We start from the raw sequence: 17305 nt of genomic DNA on the forward strand, positions 1-17305 counted from the left end.
GTTCCTAAACAGTACGGCTGTCAGCCTATTAGGTTGCCTGAGACCAGCAAGAAGCCTGCACTTTATGCCATAGCAAGTACCCTGCTGGCTCCAGCATAAGGAACCTGGTCGATCAGCGTGGCACTGCGCATCACGCCAAACCGTATACCAATAGAGATCATGATGCTGAATTGTTCATCGGGTGGCACCAAGGGGTGTTGGATGTCCAGGCTCGTGGCTGGTGATCCCTCCACCAGCGGATACCATTCTGTACCACTTACAACAGGCACAAAACCGGCATATTCATTCACGGGAGCGTATCCCTGAGGTGTGTAAAACAGATCGGGGATGATACCGAATACAACGGTTATGGCATACAATGGGTGTGCTTTCGGTGCATGCAGGTTAATACCCGGGAGGAGTGCAGGAATATCCACCCGGACATGCAGGTTTTCTCTTAACACCTGGCAACCAATATAGGTGCGCACAATGGAATCAAAGCCCGTTTTTCTGTTGAGTGAAAAGCCTTCCAATATGGAGGGATAGTTTGATAATCTTATATGGCGTTCTCCATTTTCACTTCCTGTATCCAGCGCCTGGACGGGCTTCATCAGGGCATTGAGCGGCCCGGCAATATTGTGATCGGCCAGGGCTTTCTGTGGCCACAACATGCGCATGATCCATTTACTGGCAGTGGCCCTGCCTCCAAACTCGGCATTGATCCGCCGGGTAGTTTCAAACTTCGGATGTGTTTTGATCTTCTGTTTTGAAGCGCCACCCTTGCTGCGAACAATGGGCTGGTCTACGCCCCTCATTTTGTAGTAGGAAAAATTCCCCACCGATCCGGTCAGGGAAGCATCGGGATTGATACGTGCCATACTTGTGTTTTGAGGTAAGCAATAAGCTCCGGCCAGTCTAATTTGCACCGGATTGTCTCCTTCTAAATATATAACATGTATTTTAAATGTAAAAAAAATATATGTAAGCCGTAGATAAGCCGCCCCTTAAAAGGACAGTTTATCTACGGCTTATGTACAGCTTATATACAGCTTATCTACGGGTTAATGGGTAAGCTATCGCCTGTTATACTAGTAGATTGGGTAGGCAGGAAATGTATTTTACCTGGAGGAGAGATTATGCGGCACGGGGATAAAAAAAGCCCTGCCAATCAACAGATCGACAGGGCTCAATGAATAAGTGAGCGAGCTATTTTACGGAGAAATAGACATAATTTGATGTAAAGATGTATTCCCGTTCTTTTGCTTCGGGGGCTGTACTGATCGACTGCAATAAAACCTTTACCCGGTAATCACCTTTTTTCAGGGTACAACAGCTCAATAAATCCAGGTTGAACTGAAGTTGTTCTCCCTTCTTTAAAGAGCTGCAGGTACAGCAGGCATTTATGCATGGGTCTGGCACAGGCAAGCCCGGTACGCCATCAACACCGGGGAAAAATTCATAGGTATCTTTTTCTTTTTTTTCAAAACGGGGTGCTATCGAATTGATCGGACTGCCGGCATATTGCTGCAAAATGGCTGTATCCTGAACATGGAATTTTTGAAAAGAATTATTCTTTATTGATACGCTGAAAAGCGCTTTACCTGTTGAATCATCCTTGCCCTGTTTACTAATTTGAATGGTAACAGGTTGGGCATGCCCAACACAAGCAATGAAAAAAAATAGTATAATCAATATTCCTCTTACTGTCATCGCTTTAATGTCGTTGAGGTAAAGATGGGAGAAACTGAAGTTACTTGTTATGAGATTAGTAAAAACAATTCAGGAAGAGCCCGGTTTATACGAAGTATTATGAGTAAGGGTTGCCTGCCTAAAGGGGTAAATAATTTATTGTTTTTCACTGAATTGTATTGGGAGAATATTGTATAATATTGTTGGGGGCTGTTATGGCCGCAGCCCTGTATGCTCATGGATATCAGCGTCGTAATACCCACCTGCAACCGAAAGCAGCGTGTATTGCAGTTATTACAGCACCTGCAGGGATCTCAACATCCCCTGCGGGAAGTGATCATCGTCGACTCGGGCGATGACCAGTTTGGAGACCATGAACTTTCGGCGTTCGCCGCGATGGACATACAATATGTGAGGGCCGAAAAATCGGTATGCATACAACGTAACGAAGGCATTCGTCTGGCAAAGGGCGAATGGATATTTCTCTGTGATGATGATATTGAAGTGCCGGCCGATTACCTGCAAAAGATCGCCGCGCATGTGCAGCAACATCCCGAAGCCGGCGCCGTATCGGGCCTCGTACTGCAACAGGAGAAAGGGGAGTGGAAAGCAGCGTACGACCTGCATTCGCCCATGGCCCTTTACTGGCATTACCTGTTCCGCTTGAGCATATGGGGCGAAATACGCTGCGCAGAGAATAATTTCCTGGTTCGCAACATTACCAGCTATTACCGGCGAAAAGGAAATCATATCACAAAGGCGGGTTGGCCTGTGATCACCGATTTCAGTGGTGATTATTTTACAACTCCTATATACGGACTGGGCGCTTCGGTGGTTCGCAAAAGCTGGCTGCTGCAATCGCCCTATGAAGAAGTACTTGATCGACATGGTATAGGCGACAACTACGGCGTCAATATCGGATTCCCGGTGGCAGGCGTACAGGTATTGAACAACGCCTTTGTCTACCACCACCATGCAGCCGAAAACCGGCTGCAAAGGCCGCTGCAATATTACCGGCGCATGCTGGCCCTCGATTATTTCAGAAGAACCAGGGCCCGCCAGTTGCCCGCCAGCAAAGGCTGGTTATTGTGGTCGCTCACGGGCAATATGCTCAGTTTTATGCGGGTGGGAGATCGGCGCATGGTGCGTGCATCGCTGAAGACGATCTGGCAAATTGCGTGGGGATCGAATCCTTATTACAAAGCCGCTAAAGCCAACAAGAAAGTGGTAGAACCTGTTTTATGAATACCTGGTCGTCAACAGCAAGCCTTCGGCCTGCAACTGTTTTGTCGTACGAAAAGATCCTGTTATGGACGGCGGGATTGCTGTATGTGGCGATCGCCGCCGGCGCCATGCTACGCCATGAGCCTTGGGGTGATGAAATACATAGCTGGAATATCGCCAAGGGAAGCGTCAGCTATGCGGATGTTATTTACAATAGTCGCTTCGAGGGACATCCACCCACCTGGTATACCATCATGTGGATCATATCGCGGGTTACGCACAACTTCCTCTATGTGCAGGTTGTTCACCTGGTAATAGCTTCGGCCACGGTATTCCTGCTGCTTTTTTATTCGCCGCTTCCGCTGCCGTCCAGATTGCTCATTCCCTTCGGTTATTTTTTCCTGTTCGAGTTTGCCGTGCTCACGCGCAACTATGCTATCGGCGTGCTGCTGGTATTTTGTATTTGCGGATTGCTGCGTCAACAGTTCAAATACAAAGCGATCCTGTATTATGCATTGCTGCTGCTATTGTCGAATGGGCATCTCTTTGCCCTGCTGCTGGCCGGCAGCCTTCATCTTTATTACTTATGGTGGAATTATGAACAATACAAGTCGACGAAGGGATTGGCGGGGCATATGGTTGCAGGCTTATTGGTGTTGCTGCCTTCTTTGTATTTCATCTTCCCGCCATCGGGTGGCGCGCTGGCCGTGCCTTTCTGGCTCGACCGGTGGAATGCTTCAAACATCATCATCACCATTCAATCGCCCATTCGCTCGATGATACCGGTGCCGGCCTGGTGGGAAGCGCATTGGTGGAATACCGAATTCCTGATGCAGTGGCAGGCGCACCATACCTGGCTGAAATATGTAACGCCGTTCCTTGCCGCAGCGATCGTTGTGCTGATGGTAAGCCTGTTGCGGAAAAGCCGCAAGAGCCTGCTGCTGTTTGGCGCCAACCTATTGGCTACAGCCCTGGTCAGTATCGTGGTGTTTCCGCTGGGATGTGCCCGGTATGCAGGGCTCATCTTTATAGGCTTCCTGGCAGCCTGGTGGTTGTATTGCTACGAATACCGTACCAGCCGCTGGCAGCAACGGCTCTTCAATGTCTTGCTGGTGGTGCAGATAGTGGCTACGGCTATTGCATTGAGCAGTGATTGGAACAAGCCCTTCTCAAACTTCAACCGCGTAGGCGGCTTGATGGCTAAGGTGCCGGTCGGTGAAAAGCTCGTATGCGATTATTGGGGCCTGAATGCGGTAGCTGCATTTACTGATCAGCCGCTTTATTGCATCGATCTGCAGCGGGAGGTCAATTTCCTGTTGTGGGATGAGCACATGGCCCGGCTCATGAAGCTGCCCCATCGGTATGCCGATGGCGCGACGCAACTTTTTCAACAAGGTCTGGATGGATTTTGGATGATCTCTTCCGGCTCGCCCGCCGAGCTGGCTAAGGTGGATGACCTGTTCCAGCAAACATATAATGTAGCCCTCACAGACAGTGTAGGAGGTGCTATAGAAAAAGGTGGGAATGTTTACCTGTACCGGGTTGAAAAGCATTGACGCTTCCAAGACATTAACGCGTGCGAAATTCAAACCTGCTGAGGCTGGAGCGTTGCTTTTCCTTTTCGCCTCGCCTCAATTACGTGTTGATAATGCTTTTTGGCCACCCGGGCAATGGCATCGAAGGATAGATGCTCCCGGTAATAATCGATGCAGGCCTGCGCTTCCGTCGCTAAAGGCCTGGCCATCGCAGCGGTGGCGGCCGCCAGGAAAGTCTCTTTGTTGCCGGGTTGCCACAATGCGCCTAGTTGGCCTTCATTGGTCATGCGGCGAAAGCTGGGAATATCGGTAACAATTGGCACGCATCCGCAACGCATGGCTTCACTCATCGCATACCCACAACCTTCATAATGACTGCCCAGCACAAAGTAATCGGCGCTGTTGTAATACCAGGGCATCTGTTCATGCGGTATAGCGCCCAATAAGGTCGTTTGCGCATACAGCGAAGGGTGCTGCGCAATAAATTGTTTCACGGCCGTCTCCAGCCGGTTGTCACTATAGATCATATAAAGCCGCGACTGCGGGCGTTTCCGCAACAACAACGCAAAGCCGGCGAGTACCGTCAGCGGGTCTTTGTTGTCATCGAGCCGGCCCACCCACAGAAATACCGGCGATCCCTGCATGCCGGTTTCCTGCCTCGCCACCGCCCGGTTGGCATAGACCAGCGGCAGGTTTGCATCACGGCTGTCATAATCAAAAAAAGTAGTGCCCTCTATTACAGGCATCACCTTAGGGCAGGGGGCTTGCTTCATCAGCCATTCGGCTCCTTGTGCATGCGTGGTAAAAAAGAACGCATCCGCCACTTTGTTGAGTAGGTTATGAATGGTTCGTTTCAGGCGGCCGGGTGACCGTCCGCCATGATGTTGTACTACTATGGCTGTAGTGCGGGGCAATAAGCAACGAAGTACAAAGGTTTGCAGCGATAAGGTAAGGCTATGTACATGTACAACGTCGGCATCCAGCTTTTTAACTTCCAGCAAAAACTTAAACGGCACCTGCCAGGCCCGCAGCTGACTGCTGCCGCCGTCATGGATGAAATAGTGACGGATATTGTTTTTCTCAAAATGCTCATCCTTGCCAAAGCGGGTCATGAAAATGCTTTCCACGCCCAGTGGCAATAAAGATTCGGCCCAGCCGGTGGTGGTATAGTACAGGCGCACCAGTGCTTCCGCATCATCAATGCGATCGTCGTAATAATAAAAAATGTTCACCACCTTCATGAGCCCTTATTTGAATAATTGCATAACGGTCCTGGCACTATCATGCATGGAATGATACAGTATGCGTTCATGGGGCAGACTGGCATCTCGTAATAACTCCACTGCTTTCTGTTCCATTTCATCTGCATTGCTCACCACATGCCAATGCGCCACCGGATGATCGAAGGGATAACAGAAGCTGATCACATGCGCGCCGGCATACAGCGCTTCCAGGCATACCGTACTGCAGCCTTCGTACCTCGACGTATGCAGGAACACTTTGCTGCGCTGCATCAGTTGCAGCACTTCTGCATGGGGAAGCCCGCCCAGCAGCGAAAGATGATCCTGCAATTGCAGTTCCCCGATCACTGCTTCCACTTTTTCCTTTTCGCGGCCCAGTCCGCAATGAATGGCTTTCAATGTCGGTATCGATTGTTGCAATGCCCCCACCACCTTGGCATACAGGTCATATTGCTTCAGCGGTTCGAAAGAGCCGGCTGCCATGACGTCAATATCGCGGACAGCAGGCAGGGCGGCCGGAAACACGCGTTGGTCGATGGCATTGGGTACAAGATGCAAAGGGCGTACGCCGTGGCTGTGCTCATAGAGATCGCGCAGGGTGGCGCCCATAGCGGCCAGCTGGTGGCTGCGCGGACGAATGTAACGAACCCAGCGGTTCTCCTTCTTAGCATCCTGACCGCATATCCAACTGATATGGCGAATGGCATGAAGCCTGCCAAAATACTGACCGATGAAGGCGCATTCTCCGCTCCAGAAACTGAACAGGCCAATGAGTTGATGATGCTTGCGTAAACTGCGCAGCGTAGCCCATACCTGTTGATACAACAATAATCTTTTGGCTTTGCGTTTATGGGTGCCATCGAAAGCCTGCACATCGATGCCATGCCATTGGTAAACGTTCTGGTGATAGGGATACAACAGCGCCAGCACAACGATCCGGGTGCCCGGGTAGTTCTCCTGCAAAGCCCGCACCATCAATTGCTGCGAAGGCACCCACCAGGTGGCCGATTCGTTTTCCGGAAAAGCCGGGGTGATCACCACCAAGGTTTCGGGTTTATACATCGAGTTGCAGGATTTTGTTACAAAATGAAAAACTGTCCTGGTGATGGGTGATCAGGATCACCATCTTACCGTTTTCAGTGAGGTGCCTGAAATGTTGCAACAGGGTCAGTTCCGATGACTGGTCAAGTTCATTGAAAGGCTCGTCGAGTATGATGAGGTCGGCATCTTTGTACAAAGCGCGGGCGATGGCGATGCGCTGCCGCTGGCCACCGCTGATGTTGCGGCCCTGCTCGGCGATCAGTGGTCCCGCTTCCTGCTGTTCCTGCATCAGGTGGAGGAGTCCGGCGGCCTGTACGGCCCGGTGAAATTTCTTTTCATGATAATGGCTGCCATTGAGGGTAACATTGTGCTGTAAGGTATCGTGCAACAGGAAAGGCTGCTGTTTTACATAAGCGATCACGGGCCAGTAGCGTTTGCGTTCTTCCTTCGCCGTAGGCTGGCCGTTGATGAGTATCTGCCCGGCGTCGGGATGCAGGAAACCGAGCAGCAGGTTGAGGATGGTTGTTTTACCCTGACCCGATGGGCCCGAGATGCCCATGAAGTCTCCGGGCTGCAACGTCCAGTTGAGCTTGTGCAGCACCTGCTTCTGTCCGAAGTTGAAATGCACGTTGCTGAATTGCAATTGGTGAATGGCGGGCAGGGTAGCGGCGTCCGCTGCAGTGGTGGCCAAGGGGCCGGGAGTTGTTTTGTTGGCCGGTGTTTGCTCCAACAATTCTTCCGCAGTGTAGTAATAGGTTTGAACCTGGCCCAGGGTATTGAGAATTTTCACAATGCCGGGAATGATCTTGTACGCCGCGGCCATAAAAGCGCCGACGGTAATGATCGTTGCGGAGTTGGCGTAGCCGCTCCACTGTTGAAGGGCCAGCAAGATGAACAGGCCCAGCAGGGCAAACACTTCCATCATGCGGGCGGGAATGCCCTGCACGATCATCGTTTGGGCGAAGTGATGGGTGAATTGTTCCTGGCGTGCCATATAGCGCTCGAGGAAGGCGTGATTCTTATCGTAGATATTACTTTCTACAAACCCATGCAGGGCTTCCTGCAAATGCTGCAGTGCTTTTTCACTGCTGCTGCGTGTTTCGCTACGTACCCGGCGCAACCGTTTCTTCACGAGATAGGATACTGCGATCACCGGCGGCAACAACAACACGAACAGCAACAGAAACAATGTTGCATTGAAGAGCAGGATGGCAACGATCGTCAGCGCGATCAGTACCACCTGGGTGATCACCTGCTGCAGGCCAGCCAGCACATGCTGACAGAAATCGATGGGCTGATAACTGATGCGTCGAATATGCACCGACGAATCCACATGGATGAAGTTGGTATAGGCGCCTTCAAGGTATTGCTGCAGGCGCTGCCGGGCGAGGCGGGTAGCCACGCTGGCGACAAACCGGCATTGTGCGCGGTATACCAGGAAGCCGGCCAGGTTCTTTACACTAAACAGCAGCAGGCATATGCCTACCGGTAACAGGCTTTGCCGGTTTTGCAGCCAGGCTGGTAGCAGGCTGCTGGCCGGTGCGCCGGTGGGCGTGGCGTAGATCCTGATGATCAACAGCAACCAGGCCAGAGACGCTATATCGGCCAGGCTGATCAACAGATCGTATACTGCCAGCCAGCCCATCCGTTTGCGTTCGGGCGGGTGCAGGATGGCGATACTTTGCTGGATGATCTGTTTTAAGTTGGCCACGATTTAGCGTATTGATGCTCAGCTTTCCATACGGGCAGCAGCACCACGGGGTTGCCTCTGGGCCGACAGCATTTACCTGCCGCCCGACCAGCCAGCTGTAAGCGTGCTTCCTCCCAAATCGACAGAAAGCACCTGCTGGCCCACCATTGATCTGGGACCATTGTCCGGATCGTGTTGGTTAGTGTGGCTTGGCCAGGTGTTTTTCTGTAAATTTTCCCAAACTGGGTAAAGGTGCTTTCTGCGTTTGCCATCGGAATACCTGCAATAAGTTGAAAGCCATCAGGCAGTTAACTGGTTTGTTTTCCAGCCTCATTACCAGGCTCCTTTACGATCCGTTAACAAACAACCGTCGTTCCCCGTCTTGCGATATTAGGCAGAATAAAATCAGCTAAAACGGTATAGTTAGCGATTCCGCGAGTATATTTGCATGCTGTACTTATTCGTTAGCCGAACTTAATAACCAAACGACAGGCAAGACCCAAAAAATTGATTTGCCCATGAACAATCCCTTAGTGGCCGGTGTCGATATCGGCGGCTCGCACATCACGGCGGCCCTGGTCGACCTGGAGGTCCGGAGTGTATTACCTGCCTTTTCTGCCCGCAAGCATATTAATGCTCAGGAAGACGCTGCCAGCATTGTGAACGATTGGTGCGAAGCCATCGTGGAAGTATTTGCCTCCCAGCCCGCCATGCCCCGTAGAGTAGGCATTGCCATGCCCGGTCCCTTCGACTATGAAAATGGTATTTCTTTCATTAAGGATCAAAACAAATACCAGTCGCTTTATGGCCTCAATGTAAAAGAGATGATGGCCGAACGCCTGGGCATCGAACCCGATCAGATACGCCTCATGAACGATGCCGGTTGTTTTTTGCAAGGCGAAGTAGTAGGCGGCGCCGGACGCGGTTACAAAAGCGCCATCGGCGTTACGCTCGGTACCGGTCTTGGCACGGCAACCTTTCACCAGGGTATTGCCAAAGATGCCAACCTCTGGTGTGCACCCTTTCGCGACAGCATTGCCGAAGACTATATTTCCGCCCGCTGGCTCATCAATACCTACGAGCAGCAAAGCGGCACGCTGGTCGAAAATGTGAAAGACCTGGTAGCGCTCATCCGCACTGATCCCCGTATCAAGGACATATTCAAAGAGTTTGGTCAGAACCTCGCTGCCTTCCTCACCGGCTTTATCCGTGATAACAATCCCGAAGTGGTGGTGATCGGCGGTAACATTGCCCGCAGCGCCGAATGGTTCCTTGCGCATACCGAGGCAGCCTTGCTGGCCCAGTCAATTGCCACACCGTTGCGCGTCGCCCGCCTGGGCGAAGATGCCCATATCATGGGTGCGGCCGGCTGCTGGATCGAGAACTTGTAATTTACCTTCACTTTATACGAACAAGCTGATTTGCACAGGTTATCTCATCTCCGGATGATCTGTGCAGATCATTGCGAACCAGATGGTTTGTGATTGTCAAAAAGACAGTTTTCGGCATTCGGCCAAAAAGCTGTAAATTTTTGCCGATTGCATATGAGGAAGCTTGTCATTTTAGTATTACTCTGCACTACAGGCTGGTGCCTGCGTGCTCAAACCCAACAGTACCAGTTCTCCCGGATTGATATCAGCCAGGGATTGTCGCATAGCCAGATCAATACCATCATGCGCGACAGTAAAGGCTTTATGTGGATCGGCACCATGAGTGGCCTCAATCGCTACGACGGGTACAATTTCACCATCTACCGACACAATCTCCACGACTCTACCACCATCGGCGATGATTTTATCGTACGTATTTTCGAAGGGCCCGATAATACCATCTGGGTCGAGAACAGGAACGGGCTCAATGTTTTTGACCAGGCCACGGAACAGTTTAACCGCAATGCCTCTGCCTGCCTGGCGCGTTATGCCCTGCCACCGGCCTCCGTTACCAGCATCCTGCGCGACAGCCGCGGAAAGTTCTGGTTCGTAATGGGACAAGCCGGCTTGTATACCTATGATCCCGCCAGCCGTAAAACTGTTCGGGTATTCCAAACCGATGCCATTGCCCTCAACCCCGTCTCCATTGGCGAAGACAACAAAGGAGATATCTGGGTGGTCTTCAACAACGGCCATATTGAAAAACTGGATGGCCGCACCGGCTCCGCCACTTTTAAGACAGACCTGCTGGGCTCGGCCACCCGCTTCGAACGGCTGCCGTATTCCTTATATATAGATGCTGAGAACGAATTGTGGTGTTTTGTGTCGAACGATCCCCGTGGCGTATTTCAATACAATCCCGCCACCAATACCTTGCACCATATTACCGGCGACAGCGGTCCGTTCAGGCTCAACAACAACCTCGTAACCGGACTGCTGCAGGATAACAAAGGCAATATCTGGGTGTTTACCGATCATGGCGGCGTTAATATACTCAACAAGAAGAAAGGTACGAGCCAGTACCTCATGCACAACGACGACGACCCGCGCAGCCTTAGCCAGAACAGTTTGACCACTGGTTACAAAGACAAAGCAGGCAATATCTGGGTGGGCACCTATAAAAAAGGCATCAACTATTACCGCGAACGTACGGCCAGCTTTCCCCTGTTCGATCACCAGCCTGCCGATCCCAACAGTTTGCCCTACAACGATGTCAACAAGTTCATCGAAGACGCAGCCGGTAACCTGTGGATCGGTACCAATGGCGGCGGCCTCATCTATTACGACCGCACTAAAAAAACATTCCGGCAGTTCCTGCACAATCCCAGCGATCCCAACAGCCTCAGCAATAATGTTATCGTAAGCCTCTTCATAGATCATAACCAGAAGTTGTGGATCGGCTCTTATTTCGGGGGGCTCGATTGTTACGATGGAAAACGTTTCACGCATTATAAACACAGCAACGATCCGGCCAGTATTGCCGACGACCGCGTATGGGAGATCTTCGAAGATTCGCGTAAGGAGTTGTGGGTGGGCACGCTCATCGGAGGGCTCGACCGCTTCGACCGGCAGAAGAATGTTTTCCATCATCACCTGCCCACCGGCGGCAACTCGGTGAGCTCGGGGTATATCGCCGCGCTCATGGAAGACAATACCGGCAAACTCTGGATCGGCACGGCCAATGGGGTCGATGTGCTTATTCGCCGGCCCAACCTGCCCGATAGTTTTGCACATTATTACAATACGCCCGGCAATGCAGCCAGCCTCAGCAACAACAACGTGATCACGATGCTGCAGGATAAGAAAGGACAGATCTGGATCGGTACGCGCGATGGGCTCAATCTCTTCGATCCGCGCAAAAACGCGTTCCAGATATTTCGCCGGGAAGACGGCCTGCCCGACAATGCCGTGCTCACCCTGCTCGAAGATGATGCGGGCGAACTGTGGATGAGCAGTCCCAACGGTATTGCGCATATCCAGCTGCAATATGATGCTCAAAAAGACCGGTACCTGCTGCTAAGCCACAACTACAATGAACTCGATGGTTTGCAGGGCACGGCTTTCAATGAGAATGCCGCCTATAAAACCCGCAACGGAGAACTGATCTTTGGCGGCGCCAATGGTTTCAATCTCTTCCATCCCGAGGCCATCAGGCCCGGTAAATTACAAGCGCCCCTCGCTTTTACCGACCTGCGCATCTTCAATAAAACGGTGGCCGTCGGTGAAAAGATAAACGGGAGGATAGTGCTTCCGCAATCCATTACCCAAACCAAAGACATTACGCTGCGCTACAACGAAAATGTGCTGTCGATCGAGTTTGCGGCCCTCAACTTTTCCAATGCCGAGCGCAGCAAATACGCCTATAAGCTGGATGGCTTTAACGAAGATTGGAGTTATACCGATGGCAGGATGCGGATGGCTACCTATACCAACCTCGACCCCGGCGATTATACATTCCGGGTAAAGGCCGCCACCAGCAACGATGTTTGGAACGACCAGGAGCTCACACTACATATAAAGGTATTACCGCCATTCTGGAAAACACCCTGGGCCTACGCACTCTATGTGCTCGTACTCGGCGCAATCCTTTGGTTCAGCCGCCATATGGTGCTGCAGCGGGCACGCATCCGCTTCCAGCTGGAGCAGCAAAGAAAAGAGGCCCAGCGTATGCACGAGCTGGATATGATGAAGATCCGCTTCTTCACCAATGTGAGCCACGAATTCCGAACGCCGCTCTCGCTGATCCTCGCTCCGGTCGAAAAGATGCTGCAACAGGCCGAAGACGAGGGGCAGAAAAAGCAATACAGCCTCATTCACCGCAATGCCCGCCGTTTACTGAACCTCGTAAACCAGTTGCTCGACTTCCGCAAAATGGAAGTACAGGAACTGCGGCTCAATACCAGTACAGGCGATATTATCAGGTTCACCAAAGACATTACCTATTCTTTTACAGACATTGCCGAAAAGAAGAATATCCGCTTCAATTTTCATTCCGCAGTCGATCGCTTCTTCACCAGTTTCGACCACGATAAACTGGAACGCATCCTGTTCAACCTCGTGTCCAATGCCTTCAAGTTTACCCCCGAGCAAGGTAGCGTTACGGTGGCCCTGCGCCTGGAAGAACAGGGGGAAGGAACATTCCGGCTGGCCATCCAGGTAAAAGATACGGGCATCGGTATTCCCAAAGAAAAGCAGGATCTTATTTTCGAACGTTTCTTCCAGCACGATACACCTGGCAGTATCGTAAACCAGGGCAGCGGCATCGGTTTGTCGATCACCCGTGAGTTTGTCAAGTTGCACCAGGGTACCATTTCGGTAGAAAGTGAGCCCGAACAGGGTAGCTGCTTTACCGTCATACTGCCGCTGCAGGCTGTGCCGGCAGCAGCCCTTTCGATGCCGTTAGCCGCAACAGAACAAACCGGGCTGAACGGCGTGGCGCCAGCCGGGCAATCCATAACCGCACTCCCGGTAGCGATGAATGACCCGGAAGGCCGGGCCGCGGCCATCACCGGCGAAACGGGCAACGGCGTCCATCACGCTGAAAGGGAAACCACTACAGGCAACGGCGTCCACCACGCCGAGGCGGAGGCCGCCGCCGGAGAGCACGAGGCAAAGAAGAAGATGCTGCTGCTGGTGGAAGACAACGAAGACTTCCGCTTCTACCTCAAGGATAATTTACGCCAGCATTTCACGATCCTCGAAGCGGCCAATGGCAAAGAAGGCTGGCAGAAAGCCCTCGGTCATCACCCCGACCTGGTGGTGAGCGATATCAGTATGCCCGAAATGAATGGTATCGACCTGTGTAAAAAGATCAAGAAAGACCAGCGCACTTCCCATATCCCCGTCATCCTGCTTACGGCCCTGGCCGGCGAGCAGCAGCAGTTGAAGGGGCTCGAAACCGGGGCCAACGACTACCTCACGAAACCATTCAATTTCGAGATCCTCCTGTCGCGCATCCGGAACCAGTTATCGCAGCAGGCCATCGCCCGCAAAACGTTTGAGAAGCGCATCGAAGTGAGCCAGGCCGCACTGCAAACCGCCTCGCCCGACGAGCAGTTCCTGCATCAGGTGATGGAGCTGATCGAAAAAAATATGGGCAATCCCGAGTTCTCGGTCGAAGAACTGAGCAAGGGTGTATACATGAGCCGGGTGGCGTTGTACAAAAAGATACTGGCGCTAACCGGCAAAACGCCCATCGAGTTCATCCGGTCGGTGAGGCTGAAACGGGCTGCCCAGTTGCTCGAAAAGTCGCAGATGACGGTGGCCGAAATTGCCTACGAAGTTGGCTTCAATAACCCCAAATACTTCTCCAAATACTTCAAACTCGAGTACCATGTACTGCCCAGTCAATGGGGTGCGCAGGGTGCAGGATAATGTAGCCCGTGCAGAATTTTATATTGACAATCAATCGTTTGAGGTTGGTGGTTAACATTTCGATACCCATTCATAAACATCTGCATACCCTGCTTTTTCTTCCACAGTTCTACATTTATGATGAAGGAACCGGCGGGCCAACATGCTCCTGGCCGGTGACTGGAATGTGAACCAAAACGAATGATTGCTATGTGGAAGATCAAGACTTCTCTGTGCCTTATTGTGGTCGCTCTATTGTCCGTAACCACCCTCTCCGCTCACCATATCCCTCCCGGTGAATACTCGAAAATCGACGACGGAATTATCGTTCATGTGAAACGCAAGGTTACCAACGGCGTGTGCCTGGTGCGTTTGCAGGCTGTTACCGATCGCATTATCCGGGTTACAGCCAGCGCGGCCGATTCATTTTCCAATATCCCCAGCCTCATCGTGCTGTCTACTAAAAGACCGGCGGTGAAATGGGAAGTGAGGGAGGATAAAGAGCAGCTTATACTTGTTACGTCCGCCATCCGGGCGATGGTTTCGCGCATTACCGGCGAGATCAGGTTTACCGATCCCACCGGCAAGCTGTTGTTGGCCGAACCTACAGAAGGCGGTAAAAGCTTTGTGCCGGCAGTGGAAGAGGGGCTGCCGACCTGGAAATTGCGTCAGGCGTTTATCACTACACCCGATGAAGCGTTGTACGGCCTGGGGCAACACCAGCAGGGCCTCATGAACCAAAAGGGCTACCAGGTAGACCTGGCACAGAACAATACAGAGATCGCCATCCCCTTCCTCGTATCAACCCATCATTATGGTATCCTGTGGGATAATTATTCTATTACCAAAGCAGGCGACACGCGCGATTATGAACCGCTGTCGACCTTGAAATTATATTCGGCCGAAGGCAGCGAAGGCTGGCTTACGGCTACGTACGCACAAAAAGGAAAGCCGGAAAACATATTCGTCAAAAGGCCCGAGTCGGTATTGTCTTACGACTGGCTGCTATCGCAAAAGGATTTTCCAGCAGGAATTAAACTGGGTAATACGGTAGTCACCTGGGAAGGGGCCATGGCTTCTTCGTTTACCGGCGTGCACCAGTTTCTGCTGCGCTATGGCGGTTACTGTAAATTATGGATCGATGGTAAACTGCTGGCCGACCGCTGGCGCCAACCCTGGATGCCGGGTACGGCCTTGATACCCGTTGCTATGGAGCAGGGAAGGAAATACAAGATCCGGATCGAATGGCTGCCCGACGGCGATGTATCTTATGTATCCTGCAATTGGTTAAGCCCGCTGCAGGGTGATCTTCAACAACAATATGCTTTGAGTGCCGAGTCGGGCAGCCAGTTGGATTATTATTTCATCAGCGGCAACAACCTCGATGAGGTGATCGGCGGTTACCGCGAGCTCACCGGCGCCAGCACCCTGATGCCCAAATGGGCCATGGGTTTGTGGCAAAGCCGCGAGCGGTACAAAACGCAGGACGAAATACTGAATACCGTTAAGGAATTCAGGCAACGGAAGATACCGCTCGATAATATCGTGCTCGACTGGTCGTACTGGAAGCCGGACGATTGGGGCAGCCAGGAATTCGACAGCAGCCGTTTTGCCGATGCGGCGGGGATGATCAAGACCCTGCACGATCAATACAAAACACGGTTCATGATCTCCGTGTGGCCCAAGTTCTATGAAGGCCTGCCCATCTATGAAACCTTCAACAGGAACGGCTGGCTGTACAAACGCAATATTGCCGAGCAGCGCCGCGACTGGATCGGTAAAGGATATACCTCTACTTTCTACGATGCCTTCAACGACAAAGCCCGCGTGGCCTTCTGGAACCTGCTCAACGAAAAGCTCTATAATAAAGGCGTAGATGCCTGGTGGCTCGATGCTACCGAACCCGATATTCATTCCAATATGTCGGTAGGCGAAAGGAAAGCAACGATGAACCCCACTGCACTGGGATCTTCTAACCGTTATTTCAATGCCTTCCCGCTCATGAATACCAAAGGCGTTTATGAAGGGCAGCGTTCGGTAAATCCCAATCAACGTGTATTCATCCTCACCCGCTCGGCCTTTGCCGGTCAGCAGCGTTATGCGGCCGCTTCCTGGAGCGGCGATATTGGCGCACGCTGGGACGATTTTAAAGACCAGATCGCAGCGGGTTTGAATTTCTCCTTATCGGGATTGCCTTATTGGACAGTCGATATCGGCGGCTTCGCCGTAGAGAAACGATACGAACAGGCGAAAGGGGAGGACCTCGAAGAATGGCGCGAGTTGATGACACGCTGGTACCAGTTTGGTGCATTCTGTCCCCTGTTCCGCGTGCATGGTCAGTTTCCGTACCGCGAGATCTTCAACGTAGCGCCCGAAACACATCCTGCTTACCAAAGCATGTTGTACTACGATAAACTGCGCTACCGGCTCATGCCATATATCTATTCCCTGGCCGGCAAAACTTACCACGATCACTATACCATGATGCGCGGTCTTGCCATGGACTTCCCGGCCGATGCCGCTGTGCGCAATATCGGCGATCAGTTCATGTTTGGTCCGTCCATACTCGTTAACCCCATTATTCATTATAAAGCTACCAACAGGCAGCTGTACCTGCCGGCAGGTACTGGATGGTTCGACTTCTACACTGGTGCGCGCCTCGAGGGCGGCCGTACGCTCACGGCCGATGCGCCGGTGGAGAGAGTTCCCTTGTATATAAAAGAAGGAAGCATTGTACCCGTTGGCCCGGCCCTGCAATACACGTCCGAAAAACCGGCCGATCCCATCACCCTGTTTGTATACACCGGCAAGGATGGGCAGTTTACCCTCTATGAAGATGAAGACACCAATTACAATTACGAGAAAGGAGCATTTGCCCGCATCGCTATGCAGTATTCAGAAGCTACCAAAACCCTCACGATCGGTGAGCGTGCAGGCAACTTCCCCGGCATGCTGGTAAAAAGAACTTTCCGCATTGTATGGATCACCGGCAACAAACCGGTTCCATTTGATGCCGATGCCAAACCCGACCAGGTGATCAAATACACCGGAAAGGCAGTGAAGGCTACCATGAAGTAAGTGATTCGCCCCTGGCTGCGGGCGATTGATATACATTGATTCTTG

10 protein-coding genes are annotated in these 17305 nt (G+C 52.0%); 5 read left to right on the forward strand and 5 right to left on the reverse strand.

Features of this window, described 5'->3' with window-relative positions; genetic code table 11:
• Positions 1 to 62: 62 nt before the first annotated feature.
• Positions 63 to 857 carry a hypothetical protein gene (locus tag P2H89_RS13915; RefSeq protein WP_275827746.1) on the reverse strand — a complete coding sequence of 265 codons (795 nt, stop codon included), beginning with the start codon at positions 855 to 857 and terminating at the stop codon, positions 63 to 65.
• A 328-nt stretch (positions 858 to 1185) separates the two neighbouring features.
• Positions 1186 to 1689, reverse strand: coding sequence for a hypothetical protein (locus P2H89_RS13920; RefSeq protein ID WP_275827748.1), 504 nt, complete (start codon positions 1687 to 1689; stop codon positions 1186 to 1188).
• 216 nt (positions 1690 to 1905) lie between these two features.
• Here P2H89_RS13920 and P2H89_RS13925 point away from each other — a divergent pair, with 216 nt between their 5' ends.
• Both P2H89_RS13925 and P2H89_RS13930 read left to right on the forward strand, forming a co-directional pair.
• Positions 1906 to 2913, forward strand: a complete 1008-nt coding sequence (locus P2H89_RS13925; protein WP_275827749.1) for a glycosyltransferase family 2 protein — start codon at positions 1906 to 1908, stop codon at positions 2911 to 2913.
• The gene (locus tag P2H89_RS13930) at positions 2910 to 4448 is read left to right on the forward strand and encodes a hypothetical protein (RefSeq protein WP_275827751.1); all 1539 of its coding nucleotides are present in this window, start codon (positions 2910 to 2912) and stop codon (positions 4446 to 4448) included. The genes P2H89_RS13925 and P2H89_RS13930 overlap by 4 nt, the downstream gene beginning before the upstream one ends.
• 29 nt (positions 4449 to 4477) lie before the next feature.
• Here the strand turns inward: P2H89_RS13930 and P2H89_RS13935 are convergent, their stop codons facing one another.
• From P2H89_RS13935 to P2H89_RS13945, 3 genes are read right to left on the reverse strand one after another with little or no spacing between them, the layout of a single operon-like run.
• A complete protein-coding gene (locus P2H89_RS13935) occupies positions 4478 to 5668 on the reverse strand; it encodes a glycosyltransferase family 4 protein (protein WP_275827753.1) in 1191 nt (396 codons plus the stop codon).
• A 6-nt stretch (positions 5669 to 5674) separates the two neighbouring features.
• Positions 5675 to 6730 carry a glycosyltransferase gene (locus P2H89_RS13940; protein WP_275827755.1) on the reverse strand — a complete coding sequence of 352 codons (1056 nt, stop codon included), beginning with the start codon at positions 6728 to 6730 and terminating at the stop codon, positions 5675 to 5677.
• Positions 6723 to 8420 (reverse strand): ABC transporter ATP-binding protein, encoded by a 1698-nt coding sequence (locus P2H89_RS13945; RefSeq protein WP_275827757.1) that lies wholly within the window; start codon positions 8418 to 8420, stop codon positions 6723 to 6725. Before P2H89_RS13945 ends, P2H89_RS13940 begins: the two co-directional genes overlap by 8 nt.
• Positions 8421 to 8917: 497 nt before the next feature.
• Here P2H89_RS13945 and P2H89_RS13950 point away from each other — a divergent pair, with 497 nt between their 5' ends.
• From P2H89_RS13950 to P2H89_RS13960, 3 genes are all read left to right on the forward strand, one after another.
• The gene (locus P2H89_RS13950) at positions 8918 to 9790 is read left to right on the forward strand and encodes an ROK family protein (RefSeq protein WP_275827759.1); all 873 of its coding nucleotides are present in this window, start codon (positions 8918 to 8920) and stop codon (positions 9788 to 9790) included.
• 153 nt (positions 9791 to 9943) lie between these two features.
• Complete coding sequence (locus P2H89_RS13955) at positions 9944 to 14203, forward strand: hybrid sensor histidine kinase/response regulator transcription factor (protein ID WP_275827761.1); 4260 nt, start codon at positions 9944 to 9946, stop codon at positions 14201 to 14203.
• Between the two features lie 189 nt (positions 14204 to 14392).
• Positions 14393 to 17260 carry a TIM-barrel domain-containing protein gene (locus P2H89_RS13960; protein WP_275827763.1) on the forward strand — a complete coding sequence of 956 codons (2868 nt, stop codon included), beginning with the start codon at positions 14393 to 14395 and terminating at the stop codon, positions 17258 to 17260.
• Positions 17261 to 17305: the final 45 nt, after the last annotated feature.

The organism is Paraflavitalea sp. CAU 1676, from assembly GCF_029223285.1.
In the GTDB taxonomy this organism is placed as follows: Bacteria; Bacteroidota; Bacteroidia; order Chitinophagales; family Chitinophagaceae; genus Paraflavitalea.

Bases quoted from the DNA above. Each gene is read 5' to 3' on its own strand.
- P2H89_RS13935 (WP_275827753.1), bottom strand. From the start codon at position 5,668: ATGAAGGTGGTGAACATTTTTTATTATTACGACGATCGCATTGATGAT.
- P2H89_RS13915 (WP_275827746.1), bottom strand. From the start codon at position 857: ATGGCACGTATCAATCCCGATGCTTCCCTGACCGGATCGGTGGGGAAT.
- P2H89_RS13955 (WP_275827761.1), top strand. From the start codon at position 9,944: ATGAGGAAGCTTGTCATTTTAGTATTACTCTGCACTACAGGCTGGTGC.
- P2H89_RS13960 (WP_275827763.1), top strand. From the start codon at position 14,393: ATGTGGAAGATCAAGACTTCTCTGTGCCTTATTGTGGTCGCTCTATTG.
- P2H89_RS13925 (WP_275827749.1), top strand. From the start codon at position 1,906: ATGGATATCAGCGTCGTAATACCCACCTGCAACCGAAAGCAGCGTGTA.
- P2H89_RS13930 (WP_275827751.1), top strand. From the start codon at position 2,910: ATGAATACCTGGTCGTCAACAGCAAGCCTTCGGCCTGCAACTGTTTTG.
- P2H89_RS13950 (WP_275827759.1), top strand. From the start codon at position 8,918: ATGAACAATCCCTTAGTGGCCGGTGTCGATATCGGCGGCTCGCACATC.
- P2H89_RS13920 (WP_275827748.1), bottom strand. From the start codon at position 1,689: ATGACAGTAAGAGGAATATTGATTATACTATTTTTTTTCATTGCTTGT.
- P2H89_RS13940 (WP_275827755.1), bottom strand. From the start codon at position 6,730: ATGTATAAACCCGAAACCTTGGTGGTGATCACCCCGGCTTTTCCGGAA.